Source organism: Luteolibacter algae, assembly GCF_042683045.1.
Lineage (GTDB): Bacteria > Verrucomicrobiota > Verrucomicrobiia > Verrucomicrobiales > Akkermansiaceae > Luteolibacter > Luteolibacter algae.
In genome coordinates, this window is sequence record NZ_JBHUIT010000031.1 from 254,946 (window position 1) to 276,585 (window position 21,640).

At 52.4% G+C, this 21,640-nt stretch carries 21 protein-coding genes; 9 read left to right on the forward strand and 12 right to left on the reverse strand.

The features are described 5' to 3' along the window. Window positions 1-22 precede the first annotated feature (22 nt). Window positions 23-1,237, reverse strand: coding sequence for an efflux RND transporter periplasmic adaptor subunit (locus tag ACFSSA_RS13365; protein ID WP_386821011.1), 1,215 nt, complete (start codon window positions 1,235-1,237; stop codon window positions 23-25). Between the two features lie 170 nt (window positions 1,238-1,407). On the opposite strand from ACFSSA_RS13365, the gene ACFSSA_RS13370 reads away from it, so the two are divergent. The 3 genes from ACFSSA_RS13370 to ACFSSA_RS13380 all read left to right on the forward strand — a co-directional run bounded on the left by ACFSSA_RS13370 (window position 1,408) and on the right by ACFSSA_RS13380 (window position 4,137). After that, complete coding sequence (locus ACFSSA_RS13370) at window positions 1,408-2,562, forward strand: S16 family serine protease (RefSeq protein WP_386821013.1); 1,155 nt, start codon at window positions 1,408-1,410, stop codon at window positions 2,560-2,562. 238 nt (window positions 2,563-2,800) lie between these two features. Next, the gene (locus ACFSSA_RS13375) at window positions 2,801-3,109 is read left to right on the forward strand and encodes a hypothetical protein (RefSeq protein WP_386821015.1); all 309 of its coding nucleotides are present in this window, start codon (window positions 2,801-2,803) and stop codon (window positions 3,107-3,109) included. 113 nt (window positions 3,110-3,222) lie between these two features. Further along, window positions 3,223-4,137, forward strand: a complete 915-nt coding sequence (locus tag ACFSSA_RS13380) for a hypothetical protein (protein WP_386821016.1) — start codon at window positions 3,223-3,225, stop codon at window positions 4,135-4,137. 4 nt (window positions 4,138-4,141) lie between these two features. Here ACFSSA_RS13380 and ACFSSA_RS13385 read toward each other — a convergent pair whose 3' ends face one another. Then, window positions 4,142-4,717: a MerR family transcriptional regulator gene (locus ACFSSA_RS13385; RefSeq protein WP_386821017.1), complete on the reverse strand. Its 576-nt coding sequence runs from the start codon at window positions 4,715-4,717 to the stop codon at window positions 4,142-4,144. 434 nt (window positions 4,718-5,151) lie between these two features. Between ACFSSA_RS13385 and repC the strand changes: the two genes are divergently transcribed. Genes repC through ACFSSA_RS13400 form a run of 3 tightly spaced genes read left to right on the forward strand, consistent with a single transcriptional unit; the run spans window position 5,152 to window position 7,444 of the window. Next, window positions 5,152-6,486, forward strand: coding sequence for a plasmid replication protein RepC (gene repC, locus ACFSSA_RS13390; RefSeq protein WP_386821018.1), 1,335 nt, complete (start codon window positions 5,152-5,154; stop codon window positions 6,484-6,486). 40 nt (window positions 6,487-6,526) lie between these two features. Next, window positions 6,527-7,060, forward strand: a complete 534-nt coding sequence (locus ACFSSA_RS13395; RefSeq protein ID WP_386821020.1) for a hypothetical protein — start codon at window positions 6,527-6,529, stop codon at window positions 7,058-7,060. A 12-nt stretch (window positions 7,061-7,072) separates the two neighbouring features. Next, window positions 7,073-7,444 carry a hypothetical protein gene (locus ACFSSA_RS13400; protein WP_386821021.1) on the forward strand — a complete coding sequence of 124 codons (372 nt, stop codon included), beginning with the start codon at window positions 7,073-7,075 and terminating at the stop codon, window positions 7,442-7,444. Between the two features lie 40 nt (window positions 7,445-7,484). Here ACFSSA_RS13400 and ACFSSA_RS13405 read toward each other — a convergent pair whose 3' ends face one another. The 4 genes from ACFSSA_RS13405 to ACFSSA_RS13420 are packed head-to-tail and all read right to left on the reverse strand — an operon-like array spanning window position 7,485 to window position 10,423. Further along, on the reverse strand, window positions 7,485-7,727 hold the full coding sequence (locus tag ACFSSA_RS13405) for a hypothetical protein (RefSeq protein WP_386821023.1): 243 nt from the start codon (window positions 7,725-7,727) through the stop codon (window positions 7,485-7,487). A 20-nt stretch (window positions 7,728-7,747) separates the two neighbouring features. After that, on the reverse strand, window positions 7,748-8,419 hold the full coding sequence (locus ACFSSA_RS13410) for a hypothetical protein (protein ID WP_386821024.1): 672 nt from the start codon (window positions 8,417-8,419) through the stop codon (window positions 7,748-7,750). A gap of 1 nt (window position 8,420) precedes the next feature. Continuing rightward, window positions 8,421-9,914: a type IV secretory system conjugative DNA transfer family protein gene (locus ACFSSA_RS13415; RefSeq protein ID WP_386821025.1), complete on the reverse strand. Its 1,494-nt coding sequence runs from the start codon at window positions 9,912-9,914 to the stop codon at window positions 8,421-8,423. Then, window positions 9,911-10,423: a hypothetical protein gene (locus tag ACFSSA_RS13420; RefSeq protein WP_386821026.1), complete on the reverse strand. Its 513-nt coding sequence runs from the start codon at window positions 10,421-10,423 to the stop codon at window positions 9,911-9,913. The genes ACFSSA_RS13415 and ACFSSA_RS13420 overlap by 4 nt, the downstream gene beginning before the upstream one ends. Before the next feature lie 119 nt (window positions 10,424-10,542). Here ACFSSA_RS13420 and ACFSSA_RS13425 point away from each other — a divergent pair, with 119 nt between their 5' ends. Continuing rightward, window positions 10,543-10,974 carry a hypothetical protein gene (locus ACFSSA_RS13425; protein ID WP_386821027.1) on the forward strand — a complete coding sequence of 144 codons (432 nt, stop codon included), beginning with the start codon at window positions 10,543-10,545 and terminating at the stop codon, window positions 10,972-10,974. A 10-nt stretch (window positions 10,975-10,984) separates the two neighbouring features. On the opposite strand, the gene ACFSSA_RS13430 is transcribed toward ACFSSA_RS13425, so the two are convergent. The 4 genes from ACFSSA_RS13430 to ACFSSA_RS13445 form a co-directional block, all read right to left on the reverse strand. Beyond that, on the reverse strand, window positions 10,985-11,872 hold the full coding sequence (locus tag ACFSSA_RS13430; protein WP_386821028.1) for a hypothetical protein: 888 nt from the start codon (window positions 11,870-11,872) through the stop codon (window positions 10,985-10,987). Between the two features lie 84 nt (window positions 11,873-11,956). Continuing rightward, window positions 11,957-12,574: a hypothetical protein gene (locus tag ACFSSA_RS13435; protein WP_386821029.1), complete on the reverse strand. Its 618-nt coding sequence runs from the start codon at window positions 12,572-12,574 to the stop codon at window positions 11,957-11,959. Window positions 12,575-12,742: 168 nt separating this feature from the next. Further along, a complete protein-coding gene (locus tag ACFSSA_RS13440; protein WP_386821030.1) occupies window positions 12,743-13,204 on the reverse strand; it encodes a hypothetical protein in 462 nt (153 codons plus the stop codon). A 204-nt stretch (window positions 13,205-13,408) separates the two neighbouring features. Then, window positions 13,409-13,993, reverse strand: a complete 585-nt coding sequence (locus ACFSSA_RS13445) for a tyrosine-type recombinase/integrase (protein WP_386821031.1) — start codon at window positions 13,991-13,993, stop codon at window positions 13,409-13,411. 83 nt (window positions 13,994-14,076) lie between these two features. Between ACFSSA_RS13445 and ACFSSA_RS13450 the strand changes: the two genes are divergently transcribed. Continuing rightward, a complete protein-coding gene (locus tag ACFSSA_RS13450; protein ID WP_386821032.1) occupies window positions 14,077-14,712 on the forward strand; it encodes a hypothetical protein in 636 nt (211 codons plus the stop codon). Here ACFSSA_RS13450 and ACFSSA_RS13455 read toward each other — a convergent pair. Further along, window positions 14,709-15,470: a hypothetical protein gene (locus tag ACFSSA_RS13455; protein WP_386821034.1), complete on the reverse strand. Its 762-nt coding sequence runs from the start codon at window positions 15,468-15,470 to the stop codon at window positions 14,709-14,711. The two genes, ACFSSA_RS13450 and ACFSSA_RS13455, sit on opposite strands and share 4 nt — an antisense overlap. 175 nt (window positions 15,471-15,645) lie before the next feature. On the opposite strand from ACFSSA_RS13455, the gene ACFSSA_RS13460 reads away from it, so the two are divergent. Further along, window positions 15,646-15,870, forward strand: a complete 225-nt coding sequence (locus ACFSSA_RS13460; RefSeq protein ID WP_386821035.1) for a hypothetical protein — start codon at window positions 15,646-15,648, stop codon at window positions 15,868-15,870. 379 nt (window positions 15,871-16,249) lie between these two features. On the opposite strand, the gene ACFSSA_RS13465 is transcribed toward ACFSSA_RS13460, so the two are convergent. After that, the gene (locus tag ACFSSA_RS13465; protein ID WP_386821036.1) at window positions 16,250-21,634 is read right to left on the reverse strand and encodes an RHS repeat-associated core domain-containing protein; all 5,385 of its coding nucleotides are present in this window, start codon (window positions 21,632-21,634) and stop codon (window positions 16,250-16,252) included. Between the last annotated feature and the right edge of the window lie 6 nt (window positions 21,635-21,640).

Here is a 21,640-nt window from a genome sequence, read left to right on the forward strand (position 1 = left end):
TCGCATCAGAATGATTGTCAATTTATGAATCCTCGGGAGAAGTGAGATTGGCTGGGCCAACAGCTTCTTCGGTCGGAGGAGGCGTGATGATTTCCACTGGCGCACCGTTCGGGGCATACGGCAGGCGGGAGACCGCCAACCAATCGCCTGGATTCAGATCGTTGCGAACAACCAGCACCTCGTTGTTGGACCAAACGGGAAAGATGTTCATCTTCTCAATGGAAGGAGTTTCCTTTTCAATAAGATAGATTTGATTCAATCCGCGCATCGCGGTGCGCGGAATAACGTAGACGTTTTCCAGAGTCACTCCGCTGACTGCGGCACGAAGGGGCTGTCCGATACGGAGCTCGGGGCACCGGGATTTCAAACTGAACGGATCCTCGATCAAGGCGATGGCAAAAAGCTCGCGGGAGTCAGGATCCAGAGTCCCCTCGGTGCGGACGATTTTCGCTTTCCACTGGTGTTCGGCAGGACCGGAAGGATCCCGAAGTGCATCCGTGAGAATCACGTCTACCGGAGGATCTGTTTCCACGCTTGGAAGATCGATGAAAGGAAGCTGAGCGGGGGCAAGGGGAAGACGGATCTGCGCGGTAGCGGTGCCAAAGATTTCTCCAAGCTGCGTGGTGGCTCCAACGGCTTGCCCGAGGCCGACGAGGCGTTTCTGAACCCGCCCGTCAAACGGTGCTTTCACTTTGGCACGCTCCAGATTGCGCTGGGCTTGTTCAAGGTCAGCCTTTGCTGCGCTGACATTTGCCTCCGCTTCGCGAAGCTGGGGAACGCGCAGCACCAACGGGGACGGCTCCTCAGTATAGCCGATATCCTGCCAGTTCAGCCGGGCTTGCTTTGCCCTGGCCTGCTCTTGGATCAGAGCCGCTTCGGCCTTTGCCAGCCGGGACTCCGAGGCGAAGACCGCAGTCCGCAGGTCTGCGGGATCAAGTTCCAGAAGAACATCTCCTTCCTTGAAAAATGCCCCGTCTTCAAATGCTGGATGAATGCTCATTACCGTTCCGGAAACCAGCGGAGTGATGGTTGTCGCCTGCTGGGTGCTGACAGTGCCCTGGGTATCGATAATTACCTGGTAGTTTGTCGGGTTGAGGACCGTTTTCTCGGTCTTGAGAAGTTGCTGGGCGCGGTGCTTCGGTTTCGGTGGCGCTACTGGAACACCGAGCCATTTCCATGCGATGATACCAGCCACCAGAATAGAGACGGGGATCAGGGCGCGGATAAAAATTTTCATACGAATAGTAAATTGTCGGCTAGAATAGCGATGGAATCAATTACGATATGTTAATGGTGAATGTTTCACTTGTGGGGATAATTGACGAACAATTCCTATTTTTTTTGCGGGAGGAAATAGATGTTTTCGGTTAATATGTAGCGGAAAGCGTTTTCTCAACCTGCTGTTTTATGAAATTTCTGGTTCCCACATTGATATTGTTTTTATCCGTGATCGCTTCGGCAGAGGCTCCTGCCCTACTGCAGGCTAGCCTGAAAGGCTTGCTGGTGGTGGAACTCGATAACGGGAAGATAGCGGGAACTGCAAGCCAGATGAATGCCACTGCGGTAAAAAATGGCGGATCGCAGCTGGAAATCGTTTTCAACCAGGAAGTTGGCGAGGATATGCGCACGGCGACAAAGGAGGTAAGCAAGTTCATTCACGTCCGCCATGATGGAAAATTGCCGGAAGGTTATCGTATTGAGCTGGCATTTGCTGACAAATACAGCCCGAAAGACGGCCCATCGGCAGCAGTGGCTAGTGCCTTGCTTGTGGATTCGATGATAGTGGGCAACGAATTGGCGGATGATTTTGCCGTGACCGGGGATATGAATGCGGACGGTCATGTGCAGCCGGTAGGGGGAGTTCCGGCGAAAATCAGCGGAGCCCAGCGCAAGGGATGTAAAATTGTGGCTGTGCCAAGCAGCAATGAATCCGCGGTTAGCGATGCCTACATTGTCGATGGGCTGGCTGCTTTGAAAAAAATTCAGATTTTCTCGATTGCGGATTTTGAGGAAGCCCGTGCGATTTCTTCCAAGGAGCGCGACGAAAACCTGGCGAAAGCAATTTCCGAGTTCTCCAAAATCCAGGAGGTGCTCGCGAGGGATGAGAAGTTTATATCAAACTCCAAGGTGATTGAGAAATTGCGCGAGGTCGTCACAATTTCGCCAAATCATCTTTCGGCGAAATATCTTTTATTACACGCTGTTGGGCAGGCACCGCGGAGCCTGACACTTGCTGGCTCCATTGAGGCTATCAACAAAGCCGATACGGCTCTGGCAGGAATGCTTTCGAGCGGTAGTTTCACGATAAGCAGGGGAAATTCCGATTTATTGTTCAAGTTCGAGAGCGAAATGATCCGGCTCAGGCCGTTGCTGGACAAGCGGACGATAGATTTCAGCGATTCCTATATCGAGCTCGCAGAGTTTGTGCGCGACAACCGGGATCGGAAAATTTTCACCCCTCAGCTGCAACGGGAGTTGGATGGCGCGGTTTCAAAAATCAGCTATGAACAGTCGGCATTGCTAGGAGACGCCGATGTGCGGGAAGAGCTGATGCTTGAATGATGCCTTCCGGCTCAATGAGAATGAGGCTGGCTAGGTAATTCCTTTCCTACAAGTTGGAGGAGAGGTTGATCTCATTCACCAAAGAAAGTTGAATGGCGGGGCGCGTGTGATGGGTTTACGAACTCTCACCGCCCTTCCATGCCTAATTGGTGTCATCCGCGACTCTTGGAGCCAAGGCACTTTTTGCGTCCATCCCCTCGGCCAGTCTTGGACTGCACCCGCCCTCGAACTGGATCTGATGAAGTCCTGTCCGAAGAATCGGCATCTCATTCACCTCAGCCAGAACTGGTCTGAGGCATTGAAAACGGGGCTTGTAGGCTCTTCCTCTGAAATCGCCGAGCAATGCGGCCTGACATCCGGGCGGGTAAGGCAAATCGTCCGCCTCTCCGGTATTGATCCCAGAATCGCGGGATTTCTCACCAGTTTGAAAGGGAAAGCGGCTTTGAAAGGGTTTTCGGAAACGCGGATTCGATTCATCGTCTCCCTTCCCGATGAGAAGCAAGTGAGCAGGTTCGAGGAGGAATTTGGCGTCCGTTTACCCTCCTGATTTGGTTCATTTGATTCACGGTGACTCAAAACAGCAGGCCTGATAAGGTGTCGTGAACCAACGAGGGCGGTGCAAAACCGCCCTCTTCCACCTTTTTTTAGGACGATTTGACCATGAAGACCCCGCCCATGAATGACTATCTTGCCCTTGTTGCCAACTGCACGCTCCACGGCGTGGACTTCACCTTGGGCGAAAAGGACGGAAAGCCTTGGAAATTTCGTAATCTGATCAAAGTTGAGATTGAGGGGAAAACGGTCGAGCTGCATCAAAACAAGGATTTGCCCCTGAACAGACACAAGCTCGCCAGAGGCTTTGTTCCCACCACCGAGCTTTACGTGAGGAATGTCGAAGAGTCTGAGATTCCACAGGTTGAGGAGTTGATCGGACGTGTTTGTGAATTGCTGTCCTTTGCCACGGAATCCCGCGTGATGGCCTACGGACATGAATACCCGGCAGGTTCAGGGTTGGGAGGACAGAGGAGCGTTTCGGGAACCGTTCAGTGGTGGAGGCCTCCATTTGATGATCCTGCTGATGCAGTGCGTTTTTTGGAAATGTGCTACGCGCCCTACTCCCGCCTACGCGACCCGCGAAAACTCCATGTCGTCATTGATTACATCCACCACTCGATCATGGCCGGACTGGCCGAAGAGATCAAAATTGGACTCGCGTGCATCGCTTTCGAGAATCTCCGCGACAGTTGGGCGCGAGATAGCGGCTACCCTCACCTTGGAGGATTTTTTCGAGCCAAAGGAGCCACCCAGGCAAAAAAAGGAGCTACCGTAGGATTTCGCTCACACCTTGAGGAAATGCTTTCAGAAGTCGGGATGGTGGACGCGCCCCTTCTCGCCAAGCGAATTGTGAATACTCGCAACGAGGTTCTGCATACGGGGCTGTATGGGAACCTCCATAACGATGAGGTTCACGAGTTTCTGGAAACGACCTTGCGCGAATATTTCCTCAGGCTGGTCGGCTACCAAGGCAATTTCTCCCCGTATGTCGGAGGTTCGCCGAAGCCACACAAAATTTGAGTGATTAGCTGAAAAGCTTTTTCCAGAAACCTTTGGTGCGCTCTTCTTCCAGCTCCCGCTTGAAAGCTTTCGCCTGTAGAAGTCTCTTCTGAGCCAAAGCCCTCTCTTCCTCGACCCGCTTCTCCTGATTGGCGATCCGGGCTTCGAGCGCCTTCATGGTTTGCTCCCATTTATCGCTCTTTTCAGGCTCCTTGGTTTTGTGCTCCAAAAGGAGGGTGATTCTCTTCGCCTGATCGCGTTGCGCTTCCAGATCCTTGCGGATTTGCTCTTTTTCTTCCTCCAGACGGGCGATGGATCGATCTTTCTCATCCATTAGCTTGTCTTTTTCGGCTAACAGTAAGCCTAACCCTTCTGAATCACTGGATTTCTGGGGGTTAGCGGGTGGTAAAGCCGACCCGTTAGCTTCCTGTTCGTCCTTACCCTTTGGAGGATACACACGGAAAAGCTCGGCAGGATCAATCTCGTAATGCCCTTTTTCGTTCTTTGCGGCAGAAACCCTGCCCTTCTTGATCGCTGCTGAGAGCGATGGTTTGGAAATGCCTGCCGCCTTAGCCGCTTTTCCGAGTGTTAGTCTCGTCATTTTACTCTCCCTCGACGCTTACCGTTGGATAACCTGTAAGCCGTTAGGTGTCTTTACACCGCCGACGCATTGTTATACCATTAGCTAACGGTATGATTCTGGTTATCCACGGGTTACTTATACCGCATACTAACAGGTAATTTGACTCAAAGCCAGAATCACGTTGGTATTTATCCCACGGCATCAATTCCCAGAATGCCTGTCAACAAGAGCAAAGGAGGAAAGGCAACCTCACACTGCCCATAGAAAAAACCGCCGTTGGCGCGGCGGTTTCAAAAGTAGAGAATTACTCTCAGTCACTACATATATAGTAGTTCTTTACGCCCTTGATTGCAAGTCGAAAGTGATTCAGCAAGCGATTCCGCTTGGCCTTTCGCATGTCGCATTGTGAGCGAGCCGAGAACATACATATGCATTTATCCACAAATATTTCAATGGCATCCACGCCAGAGCGAAGAGGAGGGCGCGTCAGCTCGCCCAAGCTTCGTAAATCCCTCGAACAGGCCGAAGACTTTCTCGGTCTCGAAGAACAAACCAACCGCTACGATCTTCTGATCCTCGTCAAACGGGCAGGGAAGGCGGCGGGCTTCACCCCGCGCATGACCGAGCTTCTGGACTACTACATGAGCTTTACCCGCGAAATCGATTGGGAGGAGGGGCATAGTCCTATCGTTTACCAATCCATATCGCGAACAGCACTCGACCTTGGAATCACCGAACGCCAGATCCAGAGACTGGAACAGGCATTGTTCGAGGTAGGGGCGGTGACATGGCACGACAGCGGCAATCACCGCCGCTACGGACAACGGTGTCCTGAGACAGGGGAAATCCTCTATGCCTACGGCGTGGATCTTACGCCCTTGGCCTATCTAAAAGAGGAGCTGGAACAAAAACTCGCCCGGAAGAAAGCCCATGATCGTATGTGGATGGAAACCAAACGGCAGATTTCATGGTATCGGAGGCAGATCCTCTCAACCTTGGCCGAGTTGGACGGAGAAGGGGGCATTCATATCGAAAAAGTTTCCCGTCTTGAGGAAGCTTACGAGGAAATGGCCAGACCGATCCGGACCCATATCGGCATTGAGAGCCTTCAAGCGATGCTCGCAGCTCACAAGGAGCTTCACGAGCGCGTTCTTGCTGTGATTGAGGATGAGGAAAAAACAGCTATATCCTGTGGAAAATCCATCAAAATGTCGTTCATAGACGCCACTGATGTCGTCCACTACAATTATACAAATCAGATACAATCTAATGAATTAGATACAGGTAAGGCTTCGCCAGTTTGCTTCCAAGGAAGACGTAACAGCGGGCAAGGCGGCAAATCCCAGCCAGAAGAGAAGAGGGAGGCTCCACCAAGTCAGAGCGAGGAGAAACCGCAGCAAGGAAAGTTCTCCATTGCAGATACGGGATTGCAGCACATCACGATCAGTCAGGCACTCAACGCCACTTCCGATAGATTCAAAGAACATCTTCCGCTCACATTCGATACAATGAGCTGGCGTGAATTTGTTGATGCCGCCGGACGCTTGCGGCCAGCACTCGGCATCAGCCAGCAAAGCTGGGGCAATGCGTGTGTCGCCTTGGGTAGAACCGGAGCCGCGATTTGCGTTCTGCTGACCGATCAGGCGGCGTTGCGCGAAAATGATCCCGTGACCAAACCCGCCGGATATTTCAATGCGCTCGTCAAGCGGGCAGGGATGGGAGAGCTTCACCTTCACAAATCCATCTTTGGAATTCTGAGACGGGAAGAGGAGGCTTCGTTTGGCTGATTTGACACAGGAACAGAAAATCGGCTAAGATCGTGCCGAAATGGCAGGCGATGAATCTTTACCAAGATCTGATGAGGGCGAGAAGAGACCTGAACACGTTTTTTTTCCTCGCAAGCACCCGAAGGATGATTCCATCTGTCCAGATCACAAACAAGAAATCAGATCGCCAAGGGAGATCAAAATTCCGGTGATTGGACCGAATATAGGAGAAGATGAATTGGAAAAACTGTCTAAAAAGTATTCGGAAGAAAATCCTGAATACGCCGCGCATTTTGAACTACTAGACGAATTGCAATCAAACGACGAACTAGGTGAATACTTCGATGCTGGGGTGTTTACTAACGACAAGCTAAATTCTATTGACCGTTCTAAAGCGGTCGAGGCACTCGAATTTTTGAAAGATAAACAGGAAATTGAAATGGGGATCATCCTGAAAGATGAGAGTGGTAATTTTCTTACCAAGACCTTCAATGAAGGCTTTCCTTCCGAGTGGCCCGAAACGGTCTTCGACAACGAAGGAAATGCAATACCTGCCAGAGGATTAGCTTTTGGGCCTGCTTGCCGCTTGAAATAGTTAAAAGAATTGATGAAAGCCTGGGAGGTCAAAAAAGCTTGGGAAGAGGAAGATGATTGCGCAAAGAAGAAGGAAATTCTCTCCAACGGTCTAAAAGCTTCTCTCGACGACCATCTCCTCGATGTTTATTTGAGAATCGTGCACGAAGTCCCTCTGCATGACTACGAATGCCCAGAACACCCGCTCGGATTGAGTGTAAATTTTCCGCATGTAGAAGCTTCCGAACCCCGGACGAATCCTGATTTGGAATCCTCAAAAATCACTAAAAGGAGTGCCTTTTGGGGCGATCTGACACCAGCACAGAAAGTTGCTTGGGGTGTGGGTGTTTTAGCAGCGATTGCCACGGTTACTGGAGTGGTGTTCGCGATCATCAAGCCAAGCTGAATAGTTTGATAATGTATCTTATGGAAAGTCGTGGGCTTGATTAAGCTGGAGATCCAGAAACCAACGTGTAGATAAAATCAACAAGCCTTGAGATTCCGAAAATCGATCCGGCAAAGGCGCAGCCACCAAACATGATTTTGTTGCCAGCTCCGATCATTATGAGCTTCCAACTGCTGTGCTTGCTCGTTGTAGCCGACCAAACGTGCAAACCAAGACCTATTGTAATGGAAAGTCCACCAATCACCAATGCCGTGACTGCCGCCCAATATTTGAATTCATCCATAAGAAGGTTTCTCGTTTACCCTACTCGGGTAGATCGTCAGGATCAATCCGAGGCTCGGGTGCAGGAAGCGGAGGAGGACTTTCGGGAGATGATTCAGCCTGTTGCACCGGAGCGGCTTTCGGTGGGTTCTTCAGTGAAGCGAGTTCCGACTCCTGTAATGCCGTATGAAGCAGCAAAACAAAATCGACCGCCTTGTCGAGGCTGGCAATTTTGCAGACTGGAATGGTTGCCGCACCGTATTCCATGATGATTTCTCCATAGTTTTTCAGCTTCTCAACTTCTTTGGGCATCACCTGTTTGCCCAAACGGACTTTTTCATGCCCTATGATCCGAAAAGCTATTTTGGTATTCCGAAGGTAGTCACCGTTCGTCTCACCCCTGATGCCAATCGCTTTCTCGGAAAAAGCCACGGACACCCACTTTCCGTGGAAATACTCGAAATAAACGAACCAAGCGGCACCGACCATGCAGGTGAGAGTTATCAGGGGCATGGGGTTTTCGAGCTTGCCGAAAACTGCGGAGACAAGCGTTCCTACAACGACAAAAAATACAATCATGACAAGACAGCCCACGCCGCAGCTCATGTTGTCGGTTGCCAGTGCGGGGCATTTGCCTGTGACTACGAAATACTGACCATCGGTCTTGTATTCCGGCCAGTTGGGAAGGTTCTTTCGTCGGACGACTTTCATCATATCAATAGTTCCTGGAAAATAGCTCGTGTTTGTCGTGGAAGGCTCGTTGCAGAACCATCGGTGAAAACGACGGGCGGATGATCAACTGCCTCAGCATCTTGTCGTCCCGCCCGAAGAAACGGGAGGCTTCTTCGACACTCATCAATTCATGGCTGCTTGAAGACCAGCTTCCACCCGTCGCGCCCTGCTTGGTGGCCGCGTCACGGGTGACCTCGCTTTCGCTTCGATTGTGAATCGAGGTATTGCCAAGTCGCTTTGATATCCATTCCAATGTCGTGAGATCGGAGTTTCCGAAAAACTGGAGGACGCCCGCGTTACCCAGAAAGGTTTCCCAGCGGTCGTTGTAGAGTGCCTTGAGCTGGCCCAAGTCCTGAAGAATCGGCCAAAGTTTCACGCCCAGTCCCGCGATTTGCCCGGCGGCATCCTCGATGGTCTTCATGGTGCCGAGCACCGCGAACTCATCCAGGCACATGACGATGGGATGGGTGGGCTTGGTGCGCTCCGCCTCCATCGCGGCAAGCGTCAAATTGACGAACAGCCGGAGCCAACGGGAACAGGTTCCCATCCGCATCGCGGGCAGGCTCAGGTAGACCGTGACATTGCTACGTTTGAGGTCGGCCAAATCCAGCCTGCCATCAAGAAGGACATTCTGAACTTGTTCATAGCCGAGGAATCTCAGGTGACGACGCGCACTTGAAAGAACCGACAGCCTCTCCTTCTCGTTGCGGTCGAAAAAGTCGGCGGCGGCATCCATCACCGCCGCCCGTGCAGCAGGGTTGGCAAACATCTCGTCAGCCAGTTTCTCATTCGCGTGCATCACGAGTTCACGAACCGTTGTCAGGGTTCTGCGATCCTCATATTTCGTGTCGGTCGCGACATGGAGGATACACCCTTCAATGAAGGTCTTCGCGCTTTCGTCCCAATGCGGATCGTTTCCACTGGGAACAACCAGAGCGTCTGCGATCAGTCCCGCATCCTCCACAAGGGTTGGGCTGAGGAGCGATAGCATGGACAGGGGATTGAAGGTGCTGTCGAGTCGGGAGTCCGTGCCGGCAACACTGAAAGGGTCGAGAACATGAACGGTTTGCCCGAGAACCCGTGAGCGGTATTCCGCCGTTTCGCCCGCAAGGTCACCTTTGGGATCGATTACCAGCATCGAGCCGGGATAGGTGAGGAGATTTGGAATGATGGCCGCTCTTCCTTTTCCCGCACGGGAGCCAGCTATGGTAATCATGTGACGGTCATCCGCGATACCCAGGGGATACCCGCCTTTCACAAAACGCTCGACGCGACTGTCGGGAAGGCGATGCCGGACAATATCACCATCGACCACGCCGAGGAAAATCTTACCTTCTCTGTTCTCTCTGGAGAACGAAAGTGAAGGTGTTTGTTTTAGGTGCCCAACAGGCTCGAACCGAGCGGATGAGGATTCCCCGACAGGCAATCCCTCAGCTCCCCGGAGGAACCCGTCGAACAGGCTTTTCCGTTCGCTCATCGACCGTCCCTCCCCATCGATTTGCCGTCATGAGCTTTGTTGAATTCCTCAGTCAGCCGGATTCTCTCCGCACCAAGTTCTTTGTTCCGATTGAGGTTTTCGATCGTCAAGTCCATCTGTTCCTGTTGCTTTTCCTGAAGGTCATCCATGGCCTTCCTCTTCTCGTCTTCCGGTCGGTTCTCATATTCCTCAGCCAGTCGCTCTCTGTCCCGCTTGTGTTCGTTTTCAAGCCCCTGAATTGACTTCGCCATCTGTTCATCGGACTTCTGCAACATAGCCGCCATCCTGTCCTTTTTCTCGTCGGCAGGGGTTTTCTGAGGGGAGTTGCGTTCGTGAGTAGGCCTGGCGACACCAGAAGTCCCCATGCCCGGTCCCGTAGGTGACGGGAAGCCCGCCGTATGAACGGGTGTCTTTGGCTTGTTCCGGGGTTCGAGAACAGGCTTGGGTGGCTTGCCGGGTGCCTTTCCGTCCTCTCGGTCTGGTTCTTCGTGGTCGGGTGGTTCGTCCATGATTTCTGAGTGGGATCAAGACGATTTTACCGCCGAATGGCAGAACAGGAAGAATATTTTAACCTGCTGTTAACTTCGATCTGCCATGATTCCTCCCCCTGTTTTGCAAAGGATGAACCATGTCAGATAACGAACAAATGAAGGGTTGGGACGCATATCTCTCTTCGCGCCCGCTGACCATGCCCAATGGGGTCAAACGTCTCGTCAGGCTGCCGCTTTGGGCGTGGGATATTTATGCGGACTACACCGATCTGGACATGAAACGGATCGTTTCCTTGAATTGGACCAGAGCCTTGCAATTTGAAAGACCGGAAGCTTTCGACTACATCATGACCTCTGATGCCCACTCGAAATCCCGGCGGTATCAGAAGATGGCCTATGTCTACGATCTATTGGGGAAAGACAACATGCGTGAGCTGGCTGAGTTTCCAGCCAACGATTTCCACGATCCTTGCACTCTTCCAACATTCCCTGATCCATGGCCTCACGAGGCTCATTGCCTGCTATGGATGAAGAAACGAATCCAAGCGCGATTTCCAAAGCCCGCATAGCTTTGGAGCGTTACTCGTTTGAGCGATAAACCAAATGGGTGTCGCCCCCGTCCAGAGGTCGCATGAGTTCCCTTCCGGTAAGTCTTTTGTATGCCGCTTCATCCTCAGCATCCCGCTCTTGCTTACGAAATTCCTTGATACTGTGATACCAAGCACTCTGTCGGTTCTTGGCATCTGCCAGCCAAGCGTCAATGAGAGCGATTCGCTTCGGTTCGTGGACTGGATCAAGGGGCACAAGGCTTTGGCTAAGTCGCATCGAAATGTCCTGCAATACAGGATTGTTCTTCGCTTCCTCACTACGTTTCCGCAGGTCTTCACCCGCTCTCTCCGCGACTGCCCGAAAGTCAGCAACCCCGAGCGACCTTGCTTGAGTTTTCACGGGCTTCTCAATTTCCTGCGGAGTGAGCAAACGGAAAGACTTGATCTCTTGATACCAGATATTCTCTTCGTTCTCCTCATCCGTGATCCAAGCATCGAACTGCTTTAACACACTCTTTTCCAATTTTGGATCAAGTGGTCCTTTCTGAGCAAATCTTTGAACGCGAACCACCAGGTTCCATGTATTGGCATCGTTGCGAATCGCCGAATATCTCCGGTCGATTTCCTCATCAGGAATTGAGTCGAGAAAGTCATAGTTTTCTCGGATGTATTGTCGCAATTCTTTCCTACCTCTTCCCGTGGTAAAGAGGGCTGGAAGGGACTTTATCCTGAGGTCATCGACGATGATTTTCCACATCCCACGTGGGGATAGTGTCACTGGCCGCAGCGTGAGAAGGTTGAAAAACTCAACTTTGAGAACTTTCAGGATACGAACGATTGCAGTCCAATCGGGCTTTGGAAAACCCTTCCGCTCCGGGAAGACATGAGCTGGAAACAAATCTGAGTGTTTTGAGGGCATGGCAGTCTTTGAGTGATTCTATCCAATAGAGCCCTCCAGTCAAATTCCCGAAGAACTTTCCCGCATTTTCAGGAGCGATTCTCCCTAGAATTTCGGTGGTTGGGAAAATGTTCCCACCGTGCTTCCAAGGCTTTTGTTCAAGCTTTGGGTTTCATCGCACTTTTGAAGAGCCTCTGCAAAGGTAGTGTCTCGTTGGAGAAGGTTGGATATTTCGGTTTCGATTTCATCTTTCGCGTCGGTCAGCAGAAGTGTGGTTGAAGCGTGAGTGGATGAATATTCTTCAAGCTGTCGTTCGATGGCTTGAATCGCCTCATCCGATTCGCCGACGCCAATGAGCCGCTGTCTTTCCTGTTCAAGTCCGGCATGTCGAACCTTGAGAGCTTCGCGAAGCTCGCCGAGCGTCATCTCGACCTGTTCGTTGCCTACCTGCAAGGGAACCGGAGCACCGTTGATCGAAGCCAAGGCCTTTTCCGTGCCTGACTTTACCCTTCGATACATCTCCCATTCGAAATCACTCCAATCAATTCGGGTCGTGATGCGGGGAACCTTGAACATCATTTCCTCAAGTTCGATTTTTGAGATTCCCATGTTCCTTGCAACCTTGTCGAATCCCAGCCTCAGATAGAAATCCTCATCCATCTGGTTTCGTTTGACATGCTCTTTTTCCTCTTCGCTCAGCTTCGCATCATAGTCTCCGCGCATCGAACGCTCCTCATTCTGTTGCTCTCGAAACCATGTTAAAGGAAATTGGTTAAAATCAGGTAAACCGGAACGCGACAGAAGATCCGGTATCGGCGAATAGCACCGACAAGAGATCCTCCTGAGGAGACGTGAACTTCTCCCGTTTTCAGAAATTGGAAGAAGCGCGGTCTAGGATGGACATCGCCAAGCGAGAGCAATCATCGCGATTTTATTGGCTCGCATTTTTGCTTCATTGAAATCATCGAATAGCCCGAGAAAATGCCGACCGATCCACTTGGCCTTTCTTCCGTCGTCAAACTCGATGCCCTTTTCGTGCTCGTATTCCCAACTCAGTTTCGCGCTCTTGAGGATGAACTTTGATCGTTCCTCAGCCTGCCAACAGTTGCCCGCAACGAATTCCGTGGCCGGGTTCCTGTCACTCAGAACGTCCAGTTCTACGAGATAAGAGATGCCCCCGCAGGATGGACACCTGATCGTCCAGAAGGACGAATAAAGCCGCGTGGTGCGGACTTCCGGCTCCAAGGTGATCGTGTCAATGTCGAGGGTTTCAAACTTCTCCTCAGGCTTTGTCTCGCAGCAGGGACATCCCCAACGGGGAAAAGATTCAACGGTTGTGTATTCGATATTCATCCAGTTTCCTCGCTTCTGGCTTGTTACGGATTAGCTCCGCAGCAATAGCACGAAACGCTGAAGCCTCATACCCCTTTTGCAAAACGTAAGGAAAAACCTGCATTCGATCATCCCCCGAGCCATAGTCAAAAAGTGACCCAAAATTCCCAATATTGGGTCACTCGATTTTCTCCGTTTTTATAGAAGAGTCAAGTTTCCGAAGATTTATTTCCATGTTCTTCTAGCCAATCCGCGTTCTTCCTTCCCGATTACGTTGAGGTAGATTGCAGTGGTTTCGATGCTGCTGTGTCCCATCCACTTCGCGATGGTCGGCAATGGAATATTCGCCTCCACGCACGCAACCCCGAAACCGTGTCTGAGTCCTTTGGGGCAGGCGGGAACGCCTTCGATCCCAGCCGCCCCCATGACGCGTTTGACGATGCGATAGGCGGTCTTTCTTGAGAATGTCCATAGCCGTTCATCATCGTCGGTCACCTGCAAGAAATGACGAACCGATTTGAGAAATTCATCGGGCAATGGCACCGCCCGATATGTTCGGTTGTTCCGACGTTTCAGAGTGCGAATGACAACCGACTTGTTTCCTTCGTCCAGTCGGTTCGGGGTCAGTTCGAGCACCTCGGAAATCCTCGCCCCGGTATAGAAGAGCATCAGGCAGAAATCTCTTCGTGAGGCTTCCAACGATGCCGCACATGCGCGGAAGCGGCGGCGTTCCGCGCCTGTGAGGTATTTCCTGCGACCGTTTCGGTCGTGAATGTCGGCTCCGGTGAAGCGGTCTGGATGGTCGGTCATGGCGGCTCCTTTCGTTGACCCCGAATTGGGAATTCCGGGTCAGCCGGGTTCCCAGCCTAACAACCGCCAACCTCGAACGAAAGATGACCACCCTCCTCAACTCCGCTTATCCACTGATTTTCTGCCTTCTGGCATTTGTCTCAAACTCTCTCGCCGTCCAGCCGATTGACCATCGCCCAATCGGCGAACTCTCCGCCGCCATCAAGAAAGCCGGACATACGCGCATTGCGCAAGGAATACGATATGTCGTGACCAAAGACCGGAAGACCGGAGAAGTTTCAAAAACTGATAATGTCCTTATGCTGACCACAAACAAGAAAACCGGCGAATGGACGGTTTCAGTCCTTCACGGTGACACTAGGGGCAGCACTCTGCTCATTGGCTCCGGTCTGGAGCGTCCGAGAGCCGGAGAAACACATCATCGGAAGTCATACAGCCGGGAGGCCTCCAACCGAGTTATCAAGGCAACCAAGGGAGAAGTATTTTCGGCCTACTATCCAGACGAGATTAAGAGAATCTTGAAACTTGGTTGGAAAAGAAGTTTCGCAGGGAGCGTTCGCCATGTGAACCATCCGCTTTTCAAAGAAAACGAAACGGCCAAGTATCATTGCGATATACTCGTCGAGCCTAAAGGTGGCCGCTTCGTGGTTCTCATCACGGACATTTCAGGGACATGTTTCAAGATTGCATTGGGCAAGGAATTTTCCGCCAAGAACTAGAATCCTAGTTTTTCAAGAGACTGGTCAAGAGGGCGATCATCGAAGCCCGGTTGATTGATTTCAGTCGATGGCTGTTCCGGCAGTTCGCCGCCTCGGGAAAAGGCATCGGACAAGGAAAAGGTCTGCATGGTTTCGTCACCGAACTGTTCAGCCGCGAATGAAGTTCTCGGAATCTCCACTGAGGACGTTTTCTCCACAGAAGGATTGGAGTGATTTTCAAGCATTTCAGCGAAACCGGGATCGGCTTCAATCAGTTCCTGAACTGCTTCCTCAACAGTGGCATCCGCACGACCATCGGCGAGATCATCAATGGTTTCGTCGTATTTCTGAATGGTTTCGTCCAACGCGGAAATTTCAGCGGAACCAGCCCCGCCTTGGATCATGCTTTCACGAATTTCTCGCAGCTCTTCGAGACGCTTCTCCATGATACGTCTCAACTCACCTTGGGTGATGTCCAGGTTCTGGCCGTTCACTTGTAGGCTCAGACGGTGCGCGTCGATCTCCTGTTGTCTCTGGATGCTGGAGAGCATCGTATCAGCCAAGATTTCAGCCTCCCGCTTCTTCGGAAAACCTGACTCGTCGATTTCGAGCTGGTCTTGGCGCGTCCGGTAGCTGGCCACCAAAAACTGATACTTGGCAGGGAGAATAGCTCGGAAACTCAGAGCCTCGGGGTCCATGCCCTCAAGCTCATCCGTCATGCCAATTGGTGGGTGATAATTCCCGAGCGGGGATTCCACCCCGAGGTTCGCCGCAACCATTTGTTTCCCTCATCTCCCGTTGTTGTGTCACCGACATGATACCACGCCATTTCTTAAAACCCGGTTAACGTGGAGCCACTTGCCGTGATGGTGCTTTTGAAAGGACGCTTCTCTGCACGACTTCTCCTTTTTCTGTTTCGGGCATCGGGGTGCAAACAGAACAAAGGAGTTCATCATGACAAACGAAAAGCAAACAAAAGCAAAACCATCCCACCGTGTCTCATTCTCTCGCATCATCGGCAGCAATGACGATGGCAGTGACAAACTCGGACCAGCCCGCGAAATCGGAGCCGTCTGGGAACGCAAGGGCGACAAGAAGGGCGGAATCCTCCAGCTCGACCACATCCCCGTCGAACTGACCCGTCACGAAGGAGTCATCTTCGTCGTTCCGGTGGAGTAGTGACCTGCAGACCGAGAGGGGAGTGCCCTTCTCGGTCAGATTATCGAGAATTCGCCGGCGCTCCAATCGTTGGCATAGGTGACGGTTTCGAGGTTTCTGCTGTTGGGCTGGTATGGCCAAGCGCGTTGGTTTTGGCACGAACGGACTAAGGGTAATTTTCGGCGTGTGAATTCATTTTAAATAAAACCAAATAATTTTTCTAGCGTTTCGTCGGAGCATTTAACACTTACAAAAAGTGCCAACCCAGAAAAGAGCGGAATTAGAATTCTATAGTCCAATCCTAATTCCCAGCCAGAACGAAGATACACCACAAAGGAAATACTAAACAAGAATACTCCGATAAGAAATACAATTGCACGTAATAATGATAAAGTTTTTTTCATAGATAAGGACCAGGAGGTAGAGGGAATTCAAGAAATGGAAATTCATCCGCAAAAGGTGGATCGGCATCGTCAAGTTTCCAATTGTCCAACAGATCCTCGCCTATATCTTTTCCTTTTTTCAAGTTTCCTGGACAATCTTTAAGCTGAAGAAGCCCTAGCCCAGCGGCTCCCTTACCTAAAGCTTTTGCTCCTTCTTCAATTGCATCCGGCGCCAATCCAGGGCCTCTTAATTCAGGGACAAATTTCTTTTGTATTTTATTATACTTTTTGTAAGCTTTATATGCTCTCCCTGCATTTTTTATAGCTCCTAATCCTAGGGCGCCACTTGCAAAGTCGATTGCTGCATCTTTAGCACTGTAACATTCGCCAGACAATCTCGCAGTTGCATAACCAAGGCCAAGTGAGATAACACCACCCCCAATCTCTTTTAAAAACAAACCGTGAGGGTCGTAGTAGTTCGCCGGATTATTCCCTACATAGCCGTAAAGATTTAATCCTCCCGCTTCCCCGATTGGGTCACGACTTAGCCATCTGCCGGTCGCTGGATCATAAGCTCGGTAAAGTGTCAGATGCAGGTCGCTCGGTGCATGATGAAGGTGACCCGTGTAGAGGAAGTCGCTTTCCACTCCGGTGCCGCTCGTTCTGGTGACTTGGCCCCACGGGGTGTAGTCATATCGGGCTTCGACTGTCGTGCCATCGCTGGCGATGACTTCGCGGATGCTGCCCAAGTGATCTTTAGTGTAGAAGTAATTGTTCGCTCCTTCGGTGAAGCCGTCTGAAAAGTAGTTTCTTTGGACGGTTGCCGCGGCGCTGTCGCGTTTCTGGGCGATCTGGGGGCCGACCCAGAGATAGGTTTCATGCGAGGTCTCGGTGCCGTTGTCTTTCTCGACGATGCGGATTCTCCGGTCAAGGCCGTCGTATTCGAATTCGCTGGTGTGGGTGCCGTCGATAATCTTGAGGAGGCGATTCTTCGCGTCCCATTGAAACTTTCTAAGCACGGTGCCTTGGTCGTCTTTTTCGAACCGTAGGTTGCCGTTCAAATCATATTCGAGAGTTTTTTGGATTCCGCCGACGGTGATGTTGTAGCTTTGGGTGGCGGTGTTTTGATTCCCATCGGTCGCCTCGACGGTGACGGTGTTGTTGCCTTGGTTGAGGGGGATTTTCTTACGAAACAGAAAATCGCCACCCGGAAGGCTGGTGACTTCGGCGGGCTGGTTGTTGACTTTCACCGTGGAGGGTTCGTCAACGGTGCCTTCGATCAGGGTAGAACCAGAGCCGCCGAGTTGGCCGAGCTGGTTCAGGTTGTTGAACTGTGAATAGGTGGAGGCGGTGTCGATACTTTCACGCACGCGGTTGCCAGCTGGATCATATTGCCATGACCAGGTTTTCAACACGTTGGCATTCTGGTCGGCGACAATGGCGTCGGTCAATCTCGAAGCCTTGTCGTAAGCGAAGGCATGGTTGCGGATGGCGGTGCCTTGCTGCTGGTTCCACTGCTTGATCTGTCCGGCGGGGTCATAGCCGTAGTTGAATTTGCTGAGGGTGGCTCCGCCGTTGGCGGTGGTGTGGATTTCCTTGAGGCGGGCGTCGTTGGCAGTGCCGGTGACCGGGTAGTAATCAAAAGCGGTTGTGATGCCGGTGGCGGCTGGGTATTGCAGGGCATCTGGCTTTGCGGTCAGATTGCCTGCGTTGTATTGGTAGGTGAAGGTGCCGAGGTTGTTGGTTTCGCTGGAGAGGCGGTCGAGGGTATCGAATTGCACGGCGACGCTGTGGATCGGATTGCCGGTGCCGTCTTCGAGGATCTCCCGACTCTGCATGCGTCCCTGCCAATCGTAGGCGTGGCGAATGGTGTCGTTGGCCCAAGGGCCGTTGATTTCGTAGAGTGCTCCGGCTCCGTTCTGGCTTCCGGTGAAAGGCACGTAGATGTAGCTGGTGGTGCCGAGCTGGTCGAGGTGGGCGGTGATGCGGGCGAGCGGGTCGTTGTATTGGTAGCTGACATCTGGGGTGGCCGGGTCGGTGTGATCGACTGTGGCCATGGAGCCGTCGATAAAATAACTGTAACCGATCGTGGGCTGACCGCTTGCCTGATCGTTGGCGTAAGTGACGGTTTCGAGGTTTCCGCTGTTTGGCTGGTAGGTAAAGGAGGTTTTGCGGCCGTCCGGATAGAGTTTTTCGTAAGGACGTCCCCGCACGTCGCGCTTCCAGTGGGTGACGTTGCCTTTGGCGTCGATGAGTTTGCGGATGTCGCCGCAGCGGCACCATTCGTAGGAGGTGCGGTTTCCGGCGGGGTCCTGTTGGAGGACGAGTTTGCGGTTGGCATCATACCAGAAGCGGCTCCAGTCGCCGTTGCGGTCTTTGGCGGCTTCGAGTTCAAGGTCTTTGTAATTGAACTGCTGGGTACTACCGTCGGGATGGGTAATGAGGGTGGGGCGGTCGAAATTGTCGTAATCGTAAGTGAGCGTGTAGCCCTCGGCATCCGTCGAGGTGCGCACCCGCCCGAAGGTATCGTGAGTGAAGCTGGCGATTGTTACGAATGCGCTTGGGGTGAGCGGATCGGTCTGTTGTATTTCGATAAGGTAGCCACGTGGATCGGGAGTGCCATCAAGGTTTTCGTCGTAGATCAGTTTGGTGGTTTCGGTGTTGCCGCCTTTGGCGGTAGTGATCCGGGTGACTTGTCCTTCGGCATTGTATTGGTAGGAGGTGACGATACCGGATGCGTCAGTGACCGTCTGTGGCTGGTGATTGATGAAGTCCGAGTATGAGGCGAGGGTTTCGTAAATGCCGGGGCCGGTTTTTACTTTGATGGCGGTGAGATCGAGTCCGGTGACGGCTCCGGGGACGGTGCCTGAGGGGTTGTATTCGTAGGATATTTCACGCCCGAGTGCGTCGATGCTTTTGGCGAGATTGCCGAAGGTTGTGTCGTATTCGTTTTGCTCCAACGTCCAAGTCAGGCCACCAGTTTCGTTCTCAACTCGACGCACAGTCTTGGAAGGTGAGCTGATATCGCCGGGGGCGTGGTTGCTGACTTGTCCGGGGTAATTGAACCAAACGCGACTTTCGGCTGGTTGCTTCATGCTTCCGAGCACACCGGTGATGGTGTTGTTGATGGCCAGCCAGTTGTAGACCACCGCCTTGTCATGTTTGCCGGGATGGTAGCGCATCTGCTGCTTGTCCCAGTAAAAGGTGTTGCGCCAGTTGAGGTCGTTGTTTTTTGGAAGAAAAGAAACGGTCTGGCCATCGACGCTTACCGATCCGGGAGCGAGAGTCTCATCGGATGAGGGATTGTATTGCGTGGTATCCGCGTCGAATTGCTCGACGCGTTCCTTATCGCCGTAGGGGTCGGTGACTTCGAGAAAGAGACCGTCGACGTTTCCGGTATTGTTGGGCACCGTGCCCCACTCCACATCCCAAGTGCCGTAAGGTGTGGTGAAGGAATCGATCAGATCACCACTGGTATAGTTGAGTTCCGAGGTGATGTTCTCTGGATCGATAATCTGGAAGAGCTGTCCCGAGGTGGTGTATTTGAAGCGGGCGATTCGTCCGAAAGGATCAGTGACGGAGCGGATTTTCCGGGTATCGCCAGGAACATTGGCTCCAGCATCCGGGGTATACGAGATGGTCGTGGACTGACCGAGCGCATCGATAATCGCAGTAAGCCTGAGACTCGCATCGTATTGGAGTTGGATGGTGTTTCCCTGAGGATCGGAGATGTGGGTGAGGAAGTAGCGGGTCGGGGCGGCAGAATCCGGCTGTGAGAAAATTCGCTTGGAGCCGTCGCTGTAGGTCAGGACATAGGCGGGGGCGATAGAGCCGGTTGTCACGTAGTCCAGACGGGGGCGGTTGGCGTAATCAGTTCCATAGGAGCCGGACTGGGTGTCGAAATCGTAGGAATAGTAGCTGCCGTTTCCGAACACCACCTGGGTGCTGGCAGCAGGCGTCCCCGATCCCGTCATATCGATGTAGCTGAGGTAATTGTAAGTCCAGCGTGGGCCGAAGTTGCCGTGATCCTGTATGTCGGCAATCACGCTGCTGCGTTGGTCGTAATTGAGCTGGAAATCAATGTCGGGACCGAACGGTGGGCTGTAGCTGATTGGCGTATCGAAAAGTTCGAGTCCCGGATTGAGGAAGCGGAAGCTGTAAGTGACCATGCCGCAGTCGTCTTTGTTGCCGCCTCCTCCACAGTCGTCCCCCTCGTCGTCGCGTCCGTGGGTGCAGTGACGCCCAAAAATGGTTTTCGCCTCTTCTTCATCGCCGACCGGAGAAAAACCCTGAGGAACGATGACCGAAGCCTCAACGGCGAAGTAACCGCTTGACTGCTTTTCGAGGGCATCCAGCGAAACCCAGGTGTTCACCTTCATGTGCTCATCTTTGACGCGATAGAGATTGCCCTTGCGCTCGGTGATGGCGGAGTAGTGATTGAAATTCCAATGGATCACAGACGGCACGGGGATGCCCTTGGAGTCCCCACGTCGGTAGAGCTTGAGGTTGCCACCAGCTTCATGGCTGTGGGCTTTCAGTTCGTAGAGTGAAAGACCGTTGGCAATGAACTCACGTTTCTCCTCTTCATCGTGCACGTCAGGGAAAATGGGACGGTGACCCAGGGGAACACACACTTTGTTGAGAGCCGTGAAGCCACAAAACACATTTTGTTCCGGCTGATTCTCGAAAAACCAGAGCGATTCCTTCGCCTTGAGCAGAGCCTCGGCGGCAGTGCCTCCAAGCTTGCGTTTTTCACCTTCCGCGATGAGTTCGCGAAGGGCATCGGTTTGTCCAAGTTGCCCAAGCTTCCGAACGAGTTCGGCGTAAGCCTTTTCCGCCATGCGTTTTCCACTGGCGTTTTCGTGTTCTTTGCCGGTTCTCCATGCGGAGCGAAGGGTATCGAGAGCATCGGTGAAGTAGCCGTGTTTCCATTCGATTTCCGCTTTTTCCAAAAGCAAGCTCACGGAAAACGCGGAATCGGGATTGTCTTCGAGAAATCTCCCGAGCCGCCGAATGTTGGCCGAGTCCTGATGTCCACCTTTGCTCACAAACTCTCGCATCAGAGCCGCAAGTGCCTGACGTTCCGGGGCACTGGCTTCACCAGATGAAGCCCGCAGCGGCTGGCGAAACACCCTGGCAGATTTGAGACTGGCCATGTCCGGTTTCTCGGCGAGTTTCACAGAGATGTCAGGCCTCGAAGCACGTTTCCCACGTGCGGGAAACTCAATGTGACGGGTATGCACGGCAGCGGCAGGTTTCCACGGCTTCTTGAAAGCATCCTTCTGAAGACGCGACTCTTCCGTTTCGTCAGCAATAGCGGCGGCCTGTCCAATGAGGGAAAACAGAGCAATAGCGGCAGCAAAGACCGGGGTGCTCCGGGTTCTGAAATTCATTTTAGTCATGTAGGG